General features: G+C 67.9%; 19 protein-coding genes and 1 pseudogene. 5 read left to right on the plus strand and 15 right to left on the minus strand.

Going from position 1 to position 17267, the window contains the following annotated elements:
• Positions 1-142: 142 nt before the first annotated feature.
• Positions 143-448 carry a hypothetical protein gene (locus GTW40_RS33365; RefSeq protein WP_237525753.1) on the plus strand — a complete coding sequence of 102 codons (306 nt, stop codon included), beginning with the start codon at positions 143-145 and terminating at the stop codon, positions 446-448.
• 123 nt (positions 449-571) lie between these two features.
• Here the strand turns inward: GTW40_RS33365 and GTW40_RS27455 are convergent, their stop codons facing one another.
• From GTW40_RS27455 to GTW40_RS27495, 9 genes are all read right to left on the minus strand, one after another.
• Entirely contained in the window at positions 572-964 is a 393-nt protein-coding gene (locus GTW40_RS27455; protein WP_161182823.1) for a hypothetical protein, read from the minus strand.
• A 106-nt stretch (positions 965-1070) separates the two neighbouring features.
• A complete protein-coding gene (locus tag GTW40_RS27460; RefSeq protein WP_161182824.1) occupies positions 1071-2828 on the minus strand; it encodes a relaxase/mobilization nuclease domain-containing protein in 1758 nt (585 codons plus the stop codon).
• Complete coding sequence (mobC, locus tag GTW40_RS27465; RefSeq protein WP_161182825.1) at positions 2828-3493, minus strand: plasmid mobilization relaxosome protein MobC; 666 nt, start codon at positions 3491-3493, stop codon at positions 2828-2830. Before mobC ends, GTW40_RS27460 begins: the two co-directional genes overlap by 1 nt.
• Complete coding sequence (locus GTW40_RS27470; RefSeq protein WP_161182826.1) at positions 3490-3714, minus strand: hypothetical protein; 225 nt, start codon at positions 3712-3714, stop codon at positions 3490-3492. Before GTW40_RS27470 ends, mobC begins: the two co-directional genes overlap by 4 nt.
• Before the next feature lie 102 nt (positions 3715-3816).
• The gene (locus tag GTW40_RS27475; protein WP_161182827.1) at positions 3817-4869 is read right to left on the minus strand and encodes a DUF2637 domain-containing protein; all 1053 of its coding nucleotides are present in this window, start codon (positions 4867-4869) and stop codon (positions 3817-3819) included.
• Positions 4866-5429 carry a WhiB family transcriptional regulator gene (locus GTW40_RS27480; RefSeq protein ID WP_161182828.1) on the minus strand — a complete coding sequence of 188 codons (564 nt, stop codon included), beginning with the start codon at positions 5427-5429 and terminating at the stop codon, positions 4866-4868. The genes GTW40_RS27475 and GTW40_RS27480 overlap by 4 nt, the downstream gene beginning before the upstream one ends.
• Positions 5430-5547: 118 nt before the next feature.
• On the minus strand, positions 5548-6255 hold the full coding sequence (locus tag GTW40_RS27485; RefSeq protein ID WP_161182829.1) for an ATP-binding protein: 708 nt from the start codon (positions 6253-6255) through the stop codon (positions 5548-5550).
• Entirely contained in the window at positions 6255-7268 is a 1014-nt protein-coding gene (locus tag GTW40_RS27490) for a hypothetical protein (RefSeq protein ID WP_161182830.1), read from the minus strand. The genes GTW40_RS27485 and GTW40_RS27490 overlap by 1 nt, the downstream gene beginning before the upstream one ends.
• A gap of 1 nt (position 7269) precedes the next feature.
• On the minus strand, positions 7270-7596 hold the full coding sequence (locus GTW40_RS27495; RefSeq protein ID WP_161182831.1) for a transcriptional regulator: 327 nt from the start codon (positions 7594-7596) through the stop codon (positions 7270-7272).
• 711 nt (positions 7597-8307) lie between these two features.
• On the opposite strand from GTW40_RS27495, the gene GTW40_RS27500 reads away from it, so the two are divergent.
• The 4 genes from GTW40_RS27500 to GTW40_RS27515 all read left to right on the plus strand — a co-directional run bounded on the left by GTW40_RS27500 (position 8308) and on the right by GTW40_RS27515 (position 11953).
• Complete coding sequence (locus GTW40_RS27500; RefSeq protein WP_343245798.1) at positions 8308-8778, plus strand: XRE family transcriptional regulator; 471 nt, start codon at positions 8308-8310, stop codon at positions 8776-8778.
• Between the two features lie 150 nt (positions 8779-8928).
• Entirely contained in the window at positions 8929-9327 is a 399-nt protein-coding gene (locus tag GTW40_RS27505) for a secondary metabolite protein (protein WP_343245799.1), read from the plus strand.
• A complete protein-coding gene (locus GTW40_RS27510) occupies positions 9324-10532 on the plus strand; it encodes an MAB_1171c family putative transporter (RefSeq protein WP_161182833.1) in 1209 nt (402 codons plus the stop codon). Before GTW40_RS27505 ends, GTW40_RS27510 begins: the two co-directional genes overlap by 4 nt.
• On the plus strand, positions 10529-11953 hold the full coding sequence (locus GTW40_RS27515) for an amidase family protein (RefSeq protein WP_161182834.1): 1425 nt from the start codon (positions 10529-10531) through the stop codon (positions 11951-11953). Before GTW40_RS27510 ends, GTW40_RS27515 begins: the two co-directional genes overlap by 4 nt.
• Before the next feature lie 569 nt (positions 11954-12522).
• Here GTW40_RS27515 and GTW40_RS33630 read toward each other — a convergent pair.
• From GTW40_RS33630 to GTW40_RS27540, 6 genes and pseudogenes are all read right to left on the minus strand, one after another.
• Complete coding sequence (locus GTW40_RS33630) at positions 12523-12645, minus strand: hypothetical protein (RefSeq protein ID WP_272919044.1); 123 nt, start codon at positions 12643-12645, stop codon at positions 12523-12525.
• Between the two features lie 771 nt (positions 12646-13416).
• Positions 13417-14259, minus strand: coding sequence for a helix-turn-helix transcriptional regulator (locus GTW40_RS27520; RefSeq protein ID WP_161182835.1), 843 nt, complete (start codon positions 14257-14259; stop codon positions 13417-13419).
• A 79-nt stretch (positions 14260-14338) separates the two neighbouring features.
• Positions 14339-14590 carry a hypothetical protein gene (locus tag GTW40_RS27525; protein ID WP_161182836.1) on the minus strand — a complete coding sequence of 84 codons (252 nt, stop codon included), beginning with the start codon at positions 14588-14590 and terminating at the stop codon, positions 14339-14341.
• Between the two features lie 532 nt (positions 14591-15122).
• Positions 15123-15892, minus strand: a pseudogene (locus GTW40_RS27530) (transposase).
• Between the two features lie 7 nt (positions 15893-15899).
• Positions 15900-16244, minus strand: coding sequence for a hypothetical protein (locus tag GTW40_RS27535; RefSeq protein WP_161182837.1), 345 nt, complete (start codon positions 16242-16244; stop codon positions 15900-15902).
• Between the two features lie 150 nt (positions 16245-16394).
• Positions 16395-17264, minus strand: coding sequence for a transposase family protein (locus tag GTW40_RS27540; RefSeq protein WP_343245800.1), 870 nt, complete (start codon positions 17262-17264; stop codon positions 16395-16397).
• Positions 17265-17267: the final 3 nt, after the last annotated feature.

Raw genomic sequence — 17267 nt, forward strand, 5'->3', positions numbered from 1 at the left:
CCCGCAAGCAGCGCTATCTCCCCGGCGCTCGCGGCTGGTACAAGATCCGCTGCAGGAACACCACCGAGCCATCATCGGCGCCATCACCGGCACACTGGCACGCCCCCAGGCCCTCGTCCTCGGTCGCCGCGACCAAGTGGGCGTGCTGCGCACCGTCGCCCGCAGCACGCAACTGCATCCCGACCAGGCCCGGCACATCGGCGCCCGGCTCACGGCCGCGTGGCCCGGACACGCCTGGGAGGGGGTGCGGTTCACGACCTCGTGGCAGTCTCACACGCCGCTGGACGTCACCCTCGTCGAACCCGACCTCGTGGCCGAGATCGTCGTGGACACCGCGCAGTCCGGCGGCGTGTGGCGACACGCCGTCCGGTTCGCCCGGCTCCGCGAGGACATGACACCCGCCGACGTCCTCGCGTTCGGTGAGGGCGCCGGCGCTGGGGGGTTGTAGCTGCCTGAGGCCGAGTGGCGTCCGGCGACCGCCATGATCTCGTACAAGAAGCACATGCATCCGGCGGGCAACGCCGGGGAGGTTCCGGTCTGCCGAACCTCCGGCGTTTGGCGCTCCGCTCTCCTACTCCAGGTAGGTACCGGCCAGGGCCCCGTCGAAGCCGTGCGCGGCGAGGCAGCGCTCGACGCTGGGGTAGTTCGTGACGTCCGGGCTGTCGATCAGTGCGTCGAAGTCGGCGCGGCTGATTTCGGGTTCGAGCCACTGGTTGCTGCACCGGCAGCGGATCCAGACGTTGCGGCCGCGGTTGATGAGCATCCAGTCGCGTCGGGCGCGGCAGGCCGTGCACGTCGCGGGGATGCCGCCGAAGGCCAGCTCGTGTGGGTGGCTGAGGCAGCGGGTCGCGCCAGGACCGGTGGCCGGCTGCATCTCGTATTCGAGTCGCAGCAGAGGGTCGGTGCCGTCGGGGAGGACGGGCGGCTCGGTGGTCGGGTCGGTGGTTCTGAGCACGGGCGTCATCTCCCGATCGTGGGCCTTCTGATTTCATCCGTAACAGCCCGAGGAGGGGGCTGTCCAGGTATTTCGTTGGGGCCAGTGGACGGCTGGTCGGTCTCCTGGACCCTGCTCAGCGGCGTGTTGGGCAGCCGCGCGGTTCCGGGACGGCAGGCCGGACCGCCGCTGTGGGTGCGTTCCGTTCGCTGATGCGGTTGGTCGAGGTGTTGGTCGGGCGGGTGGCCGCCTGCGGGCGACGGGGGGCTTCGCCGGGGTGGGCGGGGAGCCGGGCGATCCGGCGCAGGCGCCAGACCAGGACGTCGTTCACGTCCGCGGCGGTGTCGAGTTCGCGCATGTCGATGGCCTGCCGCAGGAGGTTCTCGGGGTCGTACCCCGCCTGCTCGGCCTGCGCAAGGGTAGCGATCAGGGCGTCGTCCTTGGTGGACGTGCTGTCTGCTCCCAGCTCCCGCTCCGGCAGAGCTGCCCGGATGGTGGTCTCGTGGGTTCGGCGGTCGGCCTCGGGGAGGGCACGGCCTTGCTCGCTCAGCACTCGCATCGGCGTGGTGGCGGCCTGGCGATAGGCGGCGCGCAGGTGCTCGGCGGCCTGTCGGGAGGCGTGGGCCTGCTGGGCGTGACTGCGGGCGGAGTGCCAGCGTGCGGCGGCGAGGGTGACCAGGACCAGCGTGGAGAGGAGCATGGCGGTGGTGCCGCCGTCCTCGCCCCAGCCGAGAGCACGGTCGGCCCGGACGATCCCTCGAGCGGCCGAGCGGAGGGCCCGGGTGTCGGCACGTTCTGCTCGGACGTGGCTGCGGGTCGCGCGCTCGAAGGCCCGGGCGGCGGCGGCCAGCTCGGCGCGGGTGGCGGCCGGGGAGGTCTGGGCGAGGGCATCCAGGAGCTCTCCGACACCGACGAGCTGGGCGGCGGCTTCGTCGTCATCGCCGTCGAGAAGGGATGCGGCGTGCTCGGCGATGCCGGTAGCGCTGCGTCGCTCCCTGGCGGGCGGCGACCAGCTCGCCTGCCCGCCGACAGCCGAAGGCGTCGTTCGCTCGACGGTGCCGTCGGCCAACCGGCGGCGGATCTTCGGGAGGGACAGGTCGGGGGCCAGCTTGGAGCCGGAATACCAGACCGGTTCACCGCTGCGGTTGCGGTCACCAGGCAGGGCGACGGTGTAGCCGAGCGCGTCGCGGGACGGAGCGTCGCGCATCTTCACGCGCAGACCCGCCGCGCGGAGCCGGGCGAAGAACTCCTTCTCGTCGCGCGCTCCCGCGACTGCCTGGCGGACGGCTTCGCGAAGCGTCTCGCGGGCGGTGTCGGGGCGGCCGGTGCGTTCGGCCTTGAACCTCTCTGCGCTCGTGGGGTTCTTCGCTGCGGTGCCGTCGCCGGCGTTGAGGCGGCGCAGGCCCATCTCCTTCTCGATGCGGCGGCATTCGGCCTGGGCCTTGTTGAAGTCGTAGTTCAGGCGAGGGTTTCGGAGGTCGCCTCGGACCAGGGTGGCGACGATGTGGATGTGGTCCTCTGCGTGACGGACCGCGATCCACCGGCAGCCGTCGGGGTCGCCGTCCGGGGCGATGCCGGTGGCGTGGACGATGCGCTGGGCGATGGCGTTCCATTCCTCGTCGGAGAACCGCCGGTCGCCGGGAGCGGTCCGCACCGAGCAGTGCCACACGTGCTTGGCGGGCGCGCGGTCGCCAGCCTGCTTGACCCGAAGGTCAAGCGCGGCGGTGAGACGGGCGAGGGCTACCTTCGGGTCGGTGTCGCGACCGGGGTCGGGGGCGAAGCCGTCCCAGGAGCCGACGAGGTGCGCGTCGGTGTGCTCCTCGCGCCGGCCGGGGCCGTAGAGGTAGACGAGGAGACCGTGAGTGCGCGAACCGCGTCCGATGTCGGGAACCATCACAGCCGCCCGGTCACCAGGTCGTTGGCTGCGTCGTCCACGCGACCAAGGAGCCGGGTCAACAGGCCAAGAGCGTGACCGAGTTCGCCGGAGCGAGGCTGTCCGCCGGAGTTGAGGACGTAGGCGATCTGGTTGATGTTGTTGCCGATCCGGGCCAGGGCGGTGCGCAGCGCGGCCAGCTCGTCGATGGCCGTGTCGAGTCGTTCGTTGGTGTGCAGGGCGGTCGAACCGCGGGCGACGGCGAGGCCAGCGGCGGCAAGGAAGCGGGCGACGGTGACGCCGCGCAGCGCGGCGGCGACGGCGATCTCGGAGTGCTCGTCGTCGGACAGGCGGGTGGTCGTCTTGCGGGTGCGCTCGCTCGGGTTACGGCTGCGGCGGCGCGGCTTGCGGTCGGGGAACGCGGGCGTGCTCGGGCTCGGCTGCTCGCGGTGGTCGTCGCGGTCGGCTTCTCCCCCGGTGACCGGCGCCCCCTGGTGCCGGTTGCCCGGTTGGTCCCCGAGCGCCCTCGCTCGGGGACCAACCGGGCCTCCCCCGCCCCCTGGGGCGGGGGCAAGTGCGTACGACGGGCCGTAGGACCGTCGTACGCGATAGCTTGCTCCGCCAGGAGCCGTCGCGGGGTCACGCTGCTGTCCGGCGGTGGTCACCGCCGGGTCGTCGGTGGTCAACGGCTCGTCTCCGGGTCCTGCGCCTGGATTTCGCGGACGAGTTCCTCGATCCAGTCCATGGCCAGGACGGGATGGTGGAGCGTCCAGGGGCGGCTGTTGGGGGTTCGCTGCACGGTCCAGGTGGTGTCGGGACCGGACTGTGCGCGGTGAAGGTGACCGCGCTGGTGAAGGACGGTCAGCCAGGAGTCGACCTCGGTGGGCGTGGCCGGGCGCGTACGCATGGTGGGGGTTCTCCGGGTGGCTTCGGGAGGTTGGCGGGCGTATGCCCGGGGCGGGTGACCGGCCGGGATGTCCGGCTCGGTCACCCGCTCCGTGGCGTCCGGTCAGTTCCGGGCGGAGGTGACCGGCTGACGGTGCTGCTCGCGGAGCTGGGCCATCAGGGCGGTCAGGGTGTCGCTGGACAGCGGGATCTGCTGACCGCGGATCGCCTGGGCGACCACCTTGCGGGTCAGCTTGTCCTCGGCCCTGACCGCCGACCGGGCGATGTTCAGCAGCTCCTCGGTGTCCGGGTCAGGCCGCCGGCCACCGGGCGTCCGGGTGGCTTGGTCAGTGACCGGTGGGACGGTGACCGCCGTCGGGCTGCTCTGGCCGCCGGTTACCGGGGCGGTGTCCTCGGGGCGGTCACTGACCGGCCGCACGCTGTCCGGCTGTCCGGGCAGGTCAGCGCCCTCGTGCGCCCGAACGCGGTCACCGGTGACCGGGTGGCTGTTGTCCGCCGGGCTCGTGTCCCCGGTCAGTGACCGGGGGGCGGAGAGCTTCTTGTCCAGGGACAGCGGCGGCCGGTCGGTCAGGGCAGTGACCGGGTGACCGGCCTTGACCTGACCGGCCGCCGACTGCTGCTGGCCGACCCGGTCAGTCCGGGTGACCTCGACGACGTGGCCTCCCTCGGTCTGACCGGGGTGACCGGCCTGACCGGCGTCCTCGCGGTCACTGCCCTTGACCGGCCCCCGGGCGATGAGGATGTAGAGGTGCACCGCTCCGGCCAGGGCCAGCGGAGCGATGGTGGACAGCACCGCGACCACCGTGTCGCCGAGCCGGAGGCCGGTGCCGGTGACCGCCTCCTCGTTGAGCCGTACCGCGTGCAGCGCGTTGGCCCAGATGCTGGCGGCGGTGGCCGTGCCGAAGAGCGTCCAGACGTAGAGCCGGGCGCGCAGCGGTGCGTCGCGCAGGACCAGGAGCGCTCGTACGCCGTAGGCGATGAACCCGTCGATCACCAGCGGGAAGGTGTAGGTCAGGAACCCGCGGATGTGGATGGCGATGGCCATCTGCTGGAGGGCGTCGTACGACAGCGCGCATCCCGCGCTGCCCAGGGCGATGATGACCACGCGGTCCCAGCCGGATATGTGCGCCGTCTTCGGTGCAGTCGCGGTGGTCATGCCGCCGTCCCGAAGTCGTCGCGGCCCAGGTTCTCTCCGTGGGCGTGGAGCGGGACGTCCTTCCGGGTCTGGGCCAGGCCCCGGTTGCGCAAGGCACGGCCGGCTTTGCGGAGCAGCTTCTGGGCGTGTTCCTCGGTGATCTTCAACAGCCAGGCCAGGCGCTCTGCGGACAGTCCGTGCCGGTAGGCGGCGTAGACGACCGCGCGGCGTTCGGTCTTGGTGAGGTGGATGTCGCGCCCGGCGAGCGTGTCGTTGACGCGGCTGTAGTCGAGGCGGTTGGCGAGTTTCTCCTGCAGCGGCTGCCGTTCTTCCTCTGTCATGCCGCCACGGATCCCGTGGGAGTCGCCGGTTTCGAGGGCGGCGTCGAGGCAGGTGCGGCGGACCGGGCACTGGCCGCACAGCGCCGTCGCGGCGGCGATCTTCCCGGTCTCGTCGGGGTTCGGGAAGAAAATGTCGGGGTCCACGTCGTTGTATTTGGTGCTCTGGCAGACGGCCTGGTCCTGCCAGGTCTGGTCGCCGAGCGACCGGTGGCGGGCAGGGCTGATCTTCGTGGTGGTCATGCGGTATTGCTCCGATCGCTCTCCGCGCGCAGGGGCGTCGGCGGAGGGGTGCGCTGGGTCGGGGAAGTGCATGGGCGGCGCGCTGTGCGCGCGGCCCGGCGCGGCGGCCGGCGGTGGGTCAGGCGGCGGCGCTATAGCGTCTGCGGTCGACCGGCTCGAACTCGACGCGGCGGGTCATCTGGGAGAGCCTGCTGGTGACGCGGTCGCCGAGGTAGGACCGCAGGTCCCTGATTGCCAGGTTGGTGGTGATCAAGGTGGGGAGTTCGTAGTTGTATCGGCGGTTGATCAGCCGGTACGTCACTTCCTCGACCCACTCCGACGCCTTGGCCGCGCCGAGATCGTCCAGGATCAGCAGCGGCACCCGGCTGTAGGCGGCCAACATGCGCTCGCTGTCCGTGTCGGAGCCCGGCCGAAGCTCGGCATAGAGGTCGGCGGCGGTGGTCGCCTTCCAGCGCACACCGACCCCGTTCTGCACCAGCAGTCGGACCGCGCCGTACGCCTGGTGGGTCTTGCCCGCGCCGACCACCCCGGCCATCAGCAGGCTGGGCCCGGTCGTGACCTGGCGCCGGGCTCCCCGGCCCGGAGCGACGGCTGCCTCGGCGACATCCCGGACCCAGTCCAGGACCTTGGGGTGGTCGGCGACGGCCGCCTGGTAACGCGGGGGCATACCGGCCGACAGGGCCTCCAGCGGGGAGACCGGCTCCGGCTCGTCAGGCAGTGCCGCGACGGCGGCCGGGTCGATGTTGCGAGCGGCCAGGATCCGGTCCATCCGGTCCAGGGTGCCCGCGCTGCCAAGAGTCTGCGGTTCGCGGTTACGGGCGCGCATCACAGCTCCTCGGCGTAGGCCGCAGCAGCGTCGACCGGGTTCGTCCACGCCCGGTGAGCGGGCACGCCAGGCCGACTTCCCGGCCGCGCCAAACCGCCGGGGCGTCCGTTCATGGCCTCGTTGACCATGCTGGCCAGCACACTCGGGTGCTTGGGGTTGACCGCGAAGTTCGCCAGCCCGGCCCGGATGTACTCCGGGGCGATGCCCTCCCCCAGGAGCTTCTTGATGATCCGCCCGAGGTGCCCCAGCACCTCGTTGGGTGGGCGCTCCGCGCAGACGGCGACGTACTCCCCGACGAGCTGGTCAGTGGAGACGCCGGCTGCGGGCGCCGTGCGCCCCGTAGGGAAAGAAGATCCAGGATCCAAGATCCTAGATCCAGGCGCCGAGCCCTCGCCGAGGCTTCGGGGAACATTCGGCGAGCCCTCGGAGGATGCGTCCTGACCTGCGCTTTCCGTTCCATCCGGACTAGAAGTACCGCCCGCCTTGTCGGCCGTCCTCTGCCGGTCGGCAGAAGCCCCACCCCCGTGCCGGGGAGGCGTCGAGGCGGTCTTGGCGGGCAGGTCGAGCCCTCGGGGAACGTTCGGCGAGGTCTCGGCGAGCCCTCCCGGACAGGTGCCCTCGGTCTGCTTGGTGCAGGCGCCCTTGCACGGGGCGCACCGGTCGGTGGCCTGGTGCTGCGGGCAGGAGGGCAGGCGCGACTGGCTCGGCTTGTCGATCTTCTGGTGCGCGGACCAGGTCACGATGTGGAGGTACCGGCGGCCGTCGCAGCCCGTGTACCGGCAGATCAGGCCGGCGTTCGCCAGCTGGTGGAGGTCGTCTTCGACGTGGACCGAGGTGTGCTCGGCGCGCAGGGGCCAGAGAACCCCCGCAATGATCGCCGCGTTGTCACGGTGGCGACCGTGGTCGTCGGCCTGGGTGAGCAGGCCGAAGAAGGTCCTCTCGGCCGCTACCGTCACTGCGGCGAGCGACTCGCTGGTGAAAGCTTCCGGCTTGATCGTTCGTATCCTCGCCATGTCAGCGGCCCTGGCCGACGGCGACCAGGTCGCTGCGAGTGAGGGCGGCATCGGTGAGGCGGAAGGTGTGCGGTCGCGTCCAGTCAACCTCCGGCCAGACGCGCAGGATCCAGCGGGCCGCGACCCTGGCGGTGGTGCGGCTCACCTCCATGGTCTTCCCGGCCTCGTCCTTCACGACGACGTACAGGTGGGGCCACGCCTGCTTCGGGTCGGTGAGGCTGACCCGGATGGTGGCCGCGCCAGGGATCATGTCGGCGAGCTGAGTGGCGAGGCGGCGCTGGCGGCCGGTGTCCGGGCAGGCCGGGGTTCCGCTCGGCATGGCGAGCATGCGATACTCCGTTGTTCGTAGGAGCGCGGTGTGGCGGTCTCGTGCTAGAAGCCCTGCCACCCGCGTGATGTGAATTGGCACCTCTTGAGGTGCCAGCCGGCGCTTGGGAGTTGGTATCTCCCGGGCGCCGGTTTCAGTTGTCGAGCCATGTCACGGGCTGCGCGCTCACATTCGCCCCACCTCTTCTCTGGTGCTCCTTCTATCCCTTACCGGGCGCCCCCCGGGGACGACGAACATACGCACGAACCGCTTCAAGATCCAGACGTGATTCCCAAACCGTGGACTGACTGCAGACAGTTACCGGGCGATCCTGTGCCGTAGACCCATTAGGGCGGGGCGCGCGTTCAATCTCGCGTCAGGGCGCACAAGTACCGCGGTTTCCTCGAACGTCGAGAGCGCGCCCAAATGTCTGAATTGGTAGCGGCTGTCCGGCATTCAGCGCAGCGGATGTGCGACACGGACCAGGCGTTTTCAGGTTCGCCTACTTTCCGGCCGAAGATCGAATACTGCGCATAGATATGACATGCCCCCTTGAGAGAATGTGGCTTGCACCACATGACACGGCACACCCTCACACCAGTAGAGGCAGGATGGGCCCGACCCGAAACAGGTGACGTACGCGTCATACGGAAGCGCACCGACGAGGAAAAACCTTCCATACGCGTGATCGACACGTCAAACTGGTGTTTATCGCGAGTTAGGGTGGCTACAGTGGCGACGGAGTCCACCCAGGAAAGGATCATGAAAAAGTCGACCGAAGGCCATGTGAACCCCAAGGGGCTCATGGACCGCCTAAACCGCCTGTTCGATACGGTGCACCCGCCCGACCGCGGGCCCTACAGCAATGCTGAAGTAGCCGAACTCATGGAGCAGCGCGGGCTGGGCAAGCTGTCCGCACAGTATCTATGGCTCTTGCGGACCGGGCAGCGCGATAATCCGACGAAGCGTCACCTCGAAGCGCTCGCAGGGTTTTTCGGAGTAGACCCCTCTTATTGGTTCGACGACGCCGTCGCCGAAAAGACAGTTCAAGAACTTGAGTTGCTCGCACTGCTTCGTGACGCAAAGATCAAGAACGTTCTACTTCGCCTATCCGATGTCTCCGCGGACGGCAGGGACGCCGTGTTGGGGATCGTTGAGAGCGTTCGAAAGTCCGAGGGGTTGCCGCCCTCAACTGACGCGTGAATCAGTCGTAGTTCAGTAAGTGATCAAGGAAACGTAATGTGGTCTGCACGTAGGCTGCGCCGGCCTGACCTATTGGCCGAGCTGAGGCTCCCACACGTCACCAATATTCGCGATCTCAGCGACGAGGTCTCACGCCGCACGGGAAGAACGGTGGTCCTCGAGCCTCGGGAACAGGCGCCCTCCGTGTGCGGGGCATGCGCCGTCACGGAGAGTGCCGTCCATGTGTTCTACGACCCGCGGACCAGCTCTCTGCACCAGGACCACATCATCGCCCACGAGTTCAGCCACTTGCTGCTCGGCCATCACGAGAGGCGCCCGACGTCCGCACTCTCCTCAACGATCTTCACCAACATCGACTTGGCCACTGTGCAGATGATGCTGGGCCGCACCAAGTACGAAGAGGACGAGGAGCGGGACACCGAACTCCTTGCCTCGCTGCTCCAGCGCAAGATCATCGACCGGTGGTTGCGCAGCGACGAGTCGTCCGGAGACGAAGTGCAGGACCGGGTCGCACACACCCTTCTGCGTCGACGGGAGGCCCGGACGTGAAGGACCTACTCCATCCGATCAGCCTCGTCGTCGCGACGCTCGGCTTCCTCTGCCTGCTGCGTGACGTACCGACCCGGCGCCGCGATGCCGCCTCCACCGCGCTGGCCGCCGTCTTCCTGCTGTCGGGGCTGTCCTTCCTGTTCTCCATCACGTCGATGTGGAACTACCTCGACCACGTGCTCGGCACCGTCAACATCTCCGTGCCCCTCGCGCAGGGCTGCGTGGTCGCGCTCCTGGCCTGCCAGCAGGTGGTCCTCACCTATTGGGGTTCACCGCCCGAGGTCGCCCGCCGCCGGAGCCATTCGTGGCTCTGGGCCTGCTTCGCGGTGATCGCCGGATTGCTGGTGCTGTTCGCCCTGTTGACGCCCAGCGCGCCGCACCCGATCGACTTCACGCTCTACTACGCGCACGACGCTTGGTACGCCACGTACCTCACCCTGTATGTCACGGCTTACACCATCGGAGAACTGTTCCTCGCCGGCTCCTGCTGGCGTCTGGCTCGCCGTAGCGCGCGCAGGTCTGTCCGCGTCGGACTGCGTATCGTAGCCCTGGGCGCGACCGTCACTCTCGGATATAGCATGGTGCGCATCGGCGACGTGATCGCCACCGCACTCGGCACCTCCCTTACCGACTGGGAGGCGTTCGCCTGGGCCTGTGGCGACATTGGCGCCATGCTCACACTCATCGGCTGGCTCGTACCAACCATCAGCGACCAGGCTCAGAGCGTCCAGTACCGGATCAAGCAGTACCGCAGCTACCACGGCCTGCGCCCGCTATGGCAGGCGTTCTACAGCGAAGCACCCGAGATCGAGCTGCCGATCCACCGCGTCGACCGGGCCCAGAGGCGTCGCTTCCGCCGCATCTCGATCCGTCTTTATCGGCGGGTCATCGAAGTCCGGGATGGCCGGTTCATGATCCGTCAGTACCTCGACGTCGCCGTCCGCGACGCCAGCGAAGCCCACCACCGGGCCCGAGGGCTACGGGGCCAAGAGCTGTTGGCCGCCGTGACGGCCGACCAGATCCTTGCCGGCATAGCTGCTCGGGCTAAAGGCACTCGCCCGAAGCCTGTCAGGCTCGCCGAATTCGCCGACTCCGAACGTCAGCCCAGCCGACCCATGGACGACATCGACGCTCTTCTCGACGTCGCTCGTCACCTGGCCTACCGGCCCGCACGAGCCCCCTACCTTGAGCGAGTCTTCGCATGACGGCCGACCTCACCCACCAGCCCGCGCACGTCCAGCTCCAAGCCTTGCACCGCCGCGAGATCTCCAGCCGCGAGCTGCTCGACCTCCACCTGGCCGAGATCGACGCGGGCGATATCAACGCGGTCGTCACCCGCGACGACAATGCGGCCCGAGCCGCCGCGAGCGCGGCCGACGAACGCCGCGCCCGGAACGCGAGCACCGGCATCCTCGACGGCCTTCCCCTCACCATCAAGGACAGCTTCGAAACCGACGGACTCCGCACCACCAGCGGCTCGGAAGACCTGGCGAACTACGTACCCGCACGCGATGCCGACGCAGTCGCCCGGCTTCGCCACCAAGGCGCTGTCATCATGGGCAAGACGAACGTCCCGGCTTACTGCCAGGACCTGCACACCGAGAACAGCCTGTTCGGCCGCACACTCAACCCCCACGACCCCAAGCGCACCGTCGGCGGCTCCTCCGGCGGCCCCGCCGCAGCCGTCGCCGCGTACCTGACCCCTGCCGACCTCGGCAGTGACCTCGCCGGCTCCCTCCGGCTACCCGCTCACTACTGCGGCGTCTACGGCCTGCGGCCCACCCACGGACTCATCCCAGCGCGCGGCCACATCCCGCGCCCGCCTGGATGGATCACCAGCAGCGACATGGTCACCCCAGGCCCTTTGGCCCGCCACCCCCGCGACCTCGGCCTGCTCCTCGACGCGCTGACGACACCGGCGCCCGCCGAGAACAACCCCTGGAGCATCGCACTGCCCACGGCACGCCGCCCAGCCGGCCAGCTCCGCGTGGCGGTATGGGCTGATGACGCGAGCTGCCCAGTCGATCGTGACACCGCCAAAGCTCTCGCCGCCGTCGAGCACGCGCTGGCCTCCGCCGGCACGGGCGTCCACCGCACCGCCGGACCGGTCGGCTTCGCCGACTCTCTCCGCCTCTTCGAGCAACTCCTCCACGCCACCGCGACAGCGACCACCGCCGACGATGCCGGCGCGGCCGAACTCGCCGCAGCACGTGCCCTGCACGAGGACGACGCGAGCCCACGGGCCGTCTTCCTCCGCCACCGCACGCAGACACATCGTGCGTGGCTCCGCGCCAACGAGGAGCGCCTGCGGCTTCGGGAGACGTGGCACCGGTTCTTCACCAACGCCCAGTACGACGTCCTCATCACCCCCGCCGCTCCCACCGCGGCGATCCCGGCCGACACCCGCTCTCTCACGGTCCACGGCGTCGAACGAAGCTTCTTCGATCAGACCGGCTGGGCCAACCTCACCAGCCACATCGGCTTGCCCAGCCTCGTCGTACCTGTTGGCCGAAACGCTGACGGCCTCCCCATGGGCGTACAGCTCGTGGGACCGGCGCACGCGGACCGGACCCTGCTCGCCATGGCCGAGGACTTGATGTCGTACCTCGAAGCGGCGGTCGGATAAGGGCCTCGGGGAACATCGGTACAGCGGTTTGTCGATGGGAACGATCACGGTCTGGGCGGTGCGAGTGTGCTGACCCGGTTCTCGTACGCGCGGCGGGCCTTGCGCCGGACCGGAACCGCGAGACACCCTGGGCGCCGTCGAGCGACTGGCAGCGGTGAGGCTGGCAGCGCATGGCGGGGACGGCGCACAGGGTGTAGCTCTGGCCGCACCATACGGTCATCCCCTGGTCGAGCGCGGCCTGCTGAGCGGGGTCCAGTTCGGTGGTGCGGAGGAAGTCGGCGACCTTGTCGAGGGCGACCGGCAGCTCTGGGGCGGGGGCGCCCCCCTCGCTGGTGACGTGGTCGGGCAGGATGTCGGCGACGGCCGAGCAGATCGCGCCGCGGCTGACGCCGTGGTCGCGAGCAAGGACGGCGATCGAACGGCCCTCCAGGAGGAGGTACGGACGGTGTCGGCCGCCGCGGCCGGGATAGCCGGGCGGCGCCCGTCTTTGCTGCCCTTTGCCTCGGCTGCCCGCAGCCCGTCGTAGGTCAGCTCGCGCCGGAGTTCGCCGACGGCGGCAAGGATCTGCACTATGAACTGCACGGTGGTCGGCAGCTCGCCAGTGCGCGGGTGGCGATGCCGTCGCATTGCTGGATCTCGATGATCTCCGGAATCAGCCCGACGGCCGCGTAAGGGGTGGTAGTCGCCGTCATGCGGTGGCGCCTCCGCGTTTGCCCACCGTCATTTTGGAAGGTCGGCCGGACGGTACCAAAAGTCGGGCCAACGGGATTGCGTGAGAGAGCACCGAGTCGAGGTTTAGCGAGCGGATGGGAGGCGTCTTCGTTCGCCGTGCCGCACGATTTTAATCTAGACGTCAGATGCCACTGATGATGGGCGCGTTAGCGCCCATGAGGCCCAGGCATTGGCTCCTTTCGGCGTGATGAGGACTGCGCGCACGTCGGCATCGTTGGTGATGAGTGTCAACGCGGTTCCGCCGCACGGGATGTCTACATGTGTTTTCTTCGCACCGTCCACCAAGATTTTGGTGACAGTGAGTGACCCAGTTCCATAGCAGCGTAAGGCCAGGACATCTTGCGGGTAATTGATACGCTCAGGGGTTCCAGTAGAAGTAAGCCCGGAGCGAATCGTCTGGCTCTTAGATGGCAGGTCGGCAAGGAACATTTTCTGAAGCTCCTTGTGAACAGCCTCCGCGACATCCCTGTCACTTGCCTGGGTGGCGGGGTGGATGTCCGCGGCCTTGGTAAGGAAGAAGACGCCAATGCAGGCGGCTACGAGGGCAGCAACCACAGCGATGGGTGACTGAGGGAGTTGGGAGTAGCGCCGGTCATCGGAGGTGGAGGGGGTGTACGTGTAGGTTTCCGGGTAGTTCCACCGAGTAGGCCGTTGGTGACGCGACTCTCTCACGGAGGTCTCCATTTCGATGAGGGACGGCTGACGCCGGCCTCTCGTCGGAGACGAAGCGGTCAGCCGTAAGCGGTAATAGCTTTCGCCAGTAGTGGAACTGCCGAGCCGTACGTTGCGGCGAGTTCGCTTAGGTGCTGGAAGTCGTCCAGGTACCGCTTCACCTCGTGCTGCTGTTTGAGGGTAAGGAAGGCGGAGACAATTTCCACCTGGACGGTTTTGTCGTCGAAGATCCAGAAGTCGTGAGCTTTGTGTGCGGCTCCTCTGGCGGCGTCACGCGGGATGATGCCGAGGCTGACGCTGGAATAGTCGGCCACTTGAATGAGGCGAGTGAGCTGGTTGAGCATCACGGAGCGTTCGGCGTATCTGGTATAGAGAACGTCTTCCTCAAGGAGGATGCGGAACTGACCGCTGCGAAGGTACTTCTGCTTCGCTGCTCGAATCGCAACAGCAGTTTCGAAGTCTTCGTCGCTGAGTCCGCGACGCGTACGGATACCGCTAAGGACGGCGCGGGTGTAGTCCTCTGTCTGAAATGGTCCGGGGATGTAACTGAGGGCGTACGCCTTATACCGCTTCGTTTCTTCCCACAAGGGGATTACGACTTCTTGCGCTTTGGCCAGGCCGTTCTTCTCCAGTTCACGCCATTCCACATGCATGGTGGCGATGGTTTCGAGGGCAACGATCATCTCGGGGGCTTCTCCTGGTTGGCCACAGGCTGCGGTCCAGGCCCTGATGTCATCCGCACTGGCGGAGATTTGCCCGTTTTCAATGCGACTGACTTTGGACGGGTGCCAGCCGCAGATCGCGGCCAGGGTCTTTCCGGTGAAGTCCTTGTTCGTCCGCAGGGTGCGGAGCTTGTTGCCGAGGTCGCGGCGCGCACGCTGGACGCTTTCGGGTTGAGGCATGACGCACAGTGTGCCGCCACGCCTCTACTGCGAACCAACCGGCGAGATCAGCAGTTTTGACGATGTTTCAGTTGGCTTCCTAGTGTTCGTCCGCCGGGCTCGGTGCGCCGGCTTGCGGGGCGCTTTCGGCGCCCGGGAACAGTCGAAGCAGTCGCGGCGGGAACTCGACGATCGTCTCGTGGTCCGGGATCGTGATGCCTGCCAACCTGGCGGCGGCGTCCGTCACGCGCCACCCCTGGAGCAGGTAACTGTGCGTCTCGTCGTCGTAATACAAGGTGGGCGACCCGTTGTTCGGGCTCTCCGGGTCCTTGCAGAGCAGATGCAGGGCCACTAGTCCTCCGTTGACTTCGTGGGGGAGTTGACACCACGAGCGTGATCGACAGCGGAGCGTGAGCGAAAGAGAATTGCGCAAGATTGCTTCATGATCAACTTTGAGAGGGGGAATTGTGTGCAATATTGCAGAGTGTGATGTTCATCGCATCTCGGGGATATCTGTCCCGGCCGCAGGCTGACATCTGATGGCAGTCAGCGGGCGCGCGAGCGATCAGGCTCTTGAGAGCGCGTCCACATTCGTCTGCTCCGAGATCGAAGCGGTGTTCGTAGCGGTCGGGGGCGCGCCTTGGAGGAGATGCATGCTTCGGTCCCTGCCGCCTCGCCGTCATGTTGGCTTTCGCCGTGACGGACGGCCGATATACCCCATTCTCGGTGCCTCCTCGGAGGGCGAGACGAACGACCAGCTCGACGACGGCCCGGACGGCGGCCAGGAGCAGCAAGTTACCTTCGCTCAGGATCAGCTAGGGGCTGTCCCGTAAATGATCTTCCGGTTGTCTCAAGCATGGTTGGCCGCCGTGCGGCCCGCTTGCTTATCCAGCGAGGGCGAGGTTGTGCATCCGGGCGATGCCGAGCATGGCGTGGTGGACGCCGTCGCCTTTGAGGCCGCAGTCGCGAAGGATCTTCCACGTCTTCATGCGGGCGAAGACGTGCTCGACGCGGGCGCGGACCCGTTTGTGGGACTGGTTGTGTTCCTCTTTCCAGTCTGGGAGTCCGGCCTGGCCGCGCCCGCGGCGGTGCGGGATGACGAGTCCGGTGCCCGGTAGCCGCCGTCGGCGATCGTGACGGTGTTGCCGACGGCAGCCTTGGCGCCGGATTCCTCCCATGCCTTGCAGTCGTTGCGGTTCCCGGCGAGCGGGCGGCCGACCACGACGACCCGGCGGGTGTCGGCGTCGATGACGATCTGGCGGTTGGTGGAGTACCGGTAGTTCTTCGACCGCTCGGCGATGGTGTGGTCACGGGTGGGGACCAGGGTGCCGTCCACGATGAGCACGGTGTCCTTGGCGAACCGCTTGCGGGGCTGAAGGGCGAGCATCGGCCCCAGGTGGTCGATGATCCGGTCCGCCGCGGACTTCGAGACTCCGAACAGCGGGGTGAGCTGCCGCATGGTCAGCTTCGTGCGCCAGTAGGCTGCGACCAGCAGGGCCCTGTCCTCCAGCGGAAGGCTCCAGGGCCGGCCCCTGCGAACCGCGTCCGCACCCTCGCGCCGCAACACCGTCACCAGCTTCCCGAAGGCACGCGGGCTCAGCCCGGAGAACGGGGCTATCCAGGAAGGCTCCGACGCCGTGATCACACCAGTCACTGCGTGATCATTCCACTGCTTCAGGTTCCCCCTGCTCGAACGCAATGCGACAGCGTTCTACCTGGTCGGCCACCTGCTCCATGTACCAGCGCATGATCTCGTAGGGGACGACGCGCTCGTCAGGGCTCCAGACTCGGAGGGTCGGTTGCAGATTCGGGTCCTCGTCCGGGACATGTGTCACCAAGAAGGCAGCGCCAGGCAAGTGGGTCACCGCGGCGTCGGGGTTCTCGGGTCCCTCGGCCGACGCCGGCTTAGCTTCGCTCAGTTCCACGGCCCAGGCGTCGTCGGGCAAGGCGTAGTGGAACAGGACGGCGTAGTGGCGACCTGCGTGCTCTTTGAGTTCCCATGGCATGTCGGCAGGCTGCCACAGATGCCCTGTTGGAGGCTCGCGGGTATCCCGGGTCTCACCTGGGTGCAACCCGTCCAGCGTTTGCGGGACAACCCTTACGAGCTCGTGCATGGTTGGCGGTAGCGCGTCGAGGGGTGTGAACTGGTCCGGTGTTCACACTCGTACATCGGTCGTGTGGGTGACTGCTTGCTGGTGGGAGAGCAGTGCGGCGACGGCTTGGATGGTGTCGCTCATGTGCTCGCGGCGGCCGTGGTGACGGGCGAGGGCTTTCCAGTTCTTCAGGTGGGCGATGCCGTGCTCGACACGGATGCGGCGTGAGGAGTGGGCCTTACGCCGTTGTTCGTGGATCTCCTCGTACCAGTCGGGGGCGTTCTTCTTGAACTTGCGGTGCGGCGGGGTGACCACACGTCCGCCGGTCTGGGCGCCCAGGCCCTGGTATCCGGCATCGGCGAGGATCTCTACCGCAGGACCATCGGTCAGTAGTCTGACCAGGCCCAACTTGCGGGCGTGGGTGATGTCCGCGCAGCTCGCGGGCTCGGCCGAACTGCAGTAGAGCAGGCGCCCATCAGCGTCCGTGAGGACCATGGACTTCACGGCGTTCTGTTTGTTCTTGCCCGAGATGAACTTGTCCCGGTCCTTGTGTCCGGCCGCCGGTCGACGGACACGGATCTCGGTACCGTCGATGATCCCCGACTTCCCGTTCTCTCCCAGGTGGTTGACCACGTCGGCGAGCGTATGGAGTCGAAGGCCGGGCGTGACGGTGCAGCCCCGCTGGGCCAGTAGCGGCCGTAGTTCACCGATTGCGCGCGTGATCGTGGAGCGGTCGACGGCGAACCAGCAGGCCAGCACGTCGTGGGTGGCGCCGTGACGGAGATGGACCAGCGTGGCCAGGAGCCGGTCGATGAACACGAGCTTGTGCTTGGCGCCAGCGCCAACTGCTCGCCAGCGTGGCCGCGAGCGGAGTGCTTCCTGGTGCTGTTCGTGCCACAACGGACCGATCTCCGCTACGAGTTCGGCGATCACCTC

Source organism: Streptomyces sp. SID4985 (assembly GCF_009863025.1).
Classification (GTDB): Bacteria; Actinomycetota; Actinomycetes; order Streptomycetales; family Streptomycetaceae; genus Streptomyces.

Excerpts from the sequence above, each read along its gene's own strand:
- GTW40_RS27455 (WP_161182823.1), bottom strand. The coding sequence starts at position 964 with ATGACGCCCGTGCTCAGAACCACCGACCCGACCACCGAGCCGCCCGTC.
- GTW40_RS27460 (WP_161182824.1), bottom strand. The coding sequence starts at position 2,828 with ATGGTTCCCGACATCGGACGCGGTTCGCGCACTCACGGTCTCCTCGTC.
- GTW40_RS27470 (WP_161182826.1), bottom strand. The coding sequence starts at position 3,714 with ATGCGTACGCGCCCGGCCACGCCCACCGAGGTCGACTCCTGGCTGACC.
- GTW40_RS27475 (WP_161182827.1), bottom strand. The coding sequence starts at position 4,869 with ATGACCACCGCGACTGCACCGAAGACGGCGCACATATCCGGCTGGGAC.
- GTW40_RS27480 (WP_161182828.1), bottom strand. The coding sequence starts at position 5,429 with ATGACCACCACGAAGATCAGCCCTGCCCGCCACCGGTCGCTCGGCGAC.
- GTW40_RS27485 (WP_161182829.1), bottom strand. The coding sequence starts at position 6,255 with ATGCGCGCCCGTAACCGCGAACCGCAGACTCTTGGCAGCGCGGGCACC.
- GTW40_RS27490 (WP_161182830.1), bottom strand. The coding sequence starts at position 7,268 with ATGGCGAGGATACGAACGATCAAGCCGGAAGCTTTCACCAGCGAGTCG.
- GTW40_RS27495 (WP_161182831.1), bottom strand. The coding sequence starts at position 7,596 with ATGCTCGCCATGCCGAGCGGAACCCCGGCCTGCCCGGACACCGGCCGC.
- GTW40_RS27515 (WP_161182834.1), top strand. The coding sequence starts at position 10,529 with ATGACGGCCGACCTCACCCACCAGCCCGCGCACGTCCAGCTCCAAGCC.
- GTW40_RS33630 (WP_272919044.1), bottom strand. The coding sequence starts at position 12,645 with ATGACGGCGACTACCACCCCTTACGCGGCCGTCGGGCTGATTCCGGAG.
- GTW40_RS27520 (WP_161182835.1), bottom strand. The coding sequence starts at position 14,259 with ATGCCTCAACCCGAAAGCGTCCAGCGTGCGCGCCGCGACCTCGGCAAC.
- GTW40_RS27535 (WP_161182837.1), bottom strand. The coding sequence starts at position 16,244 with ATGCCATGGGAACTCAAAGAGCACGCAGGTCGCCACTACGCCGTCCTG.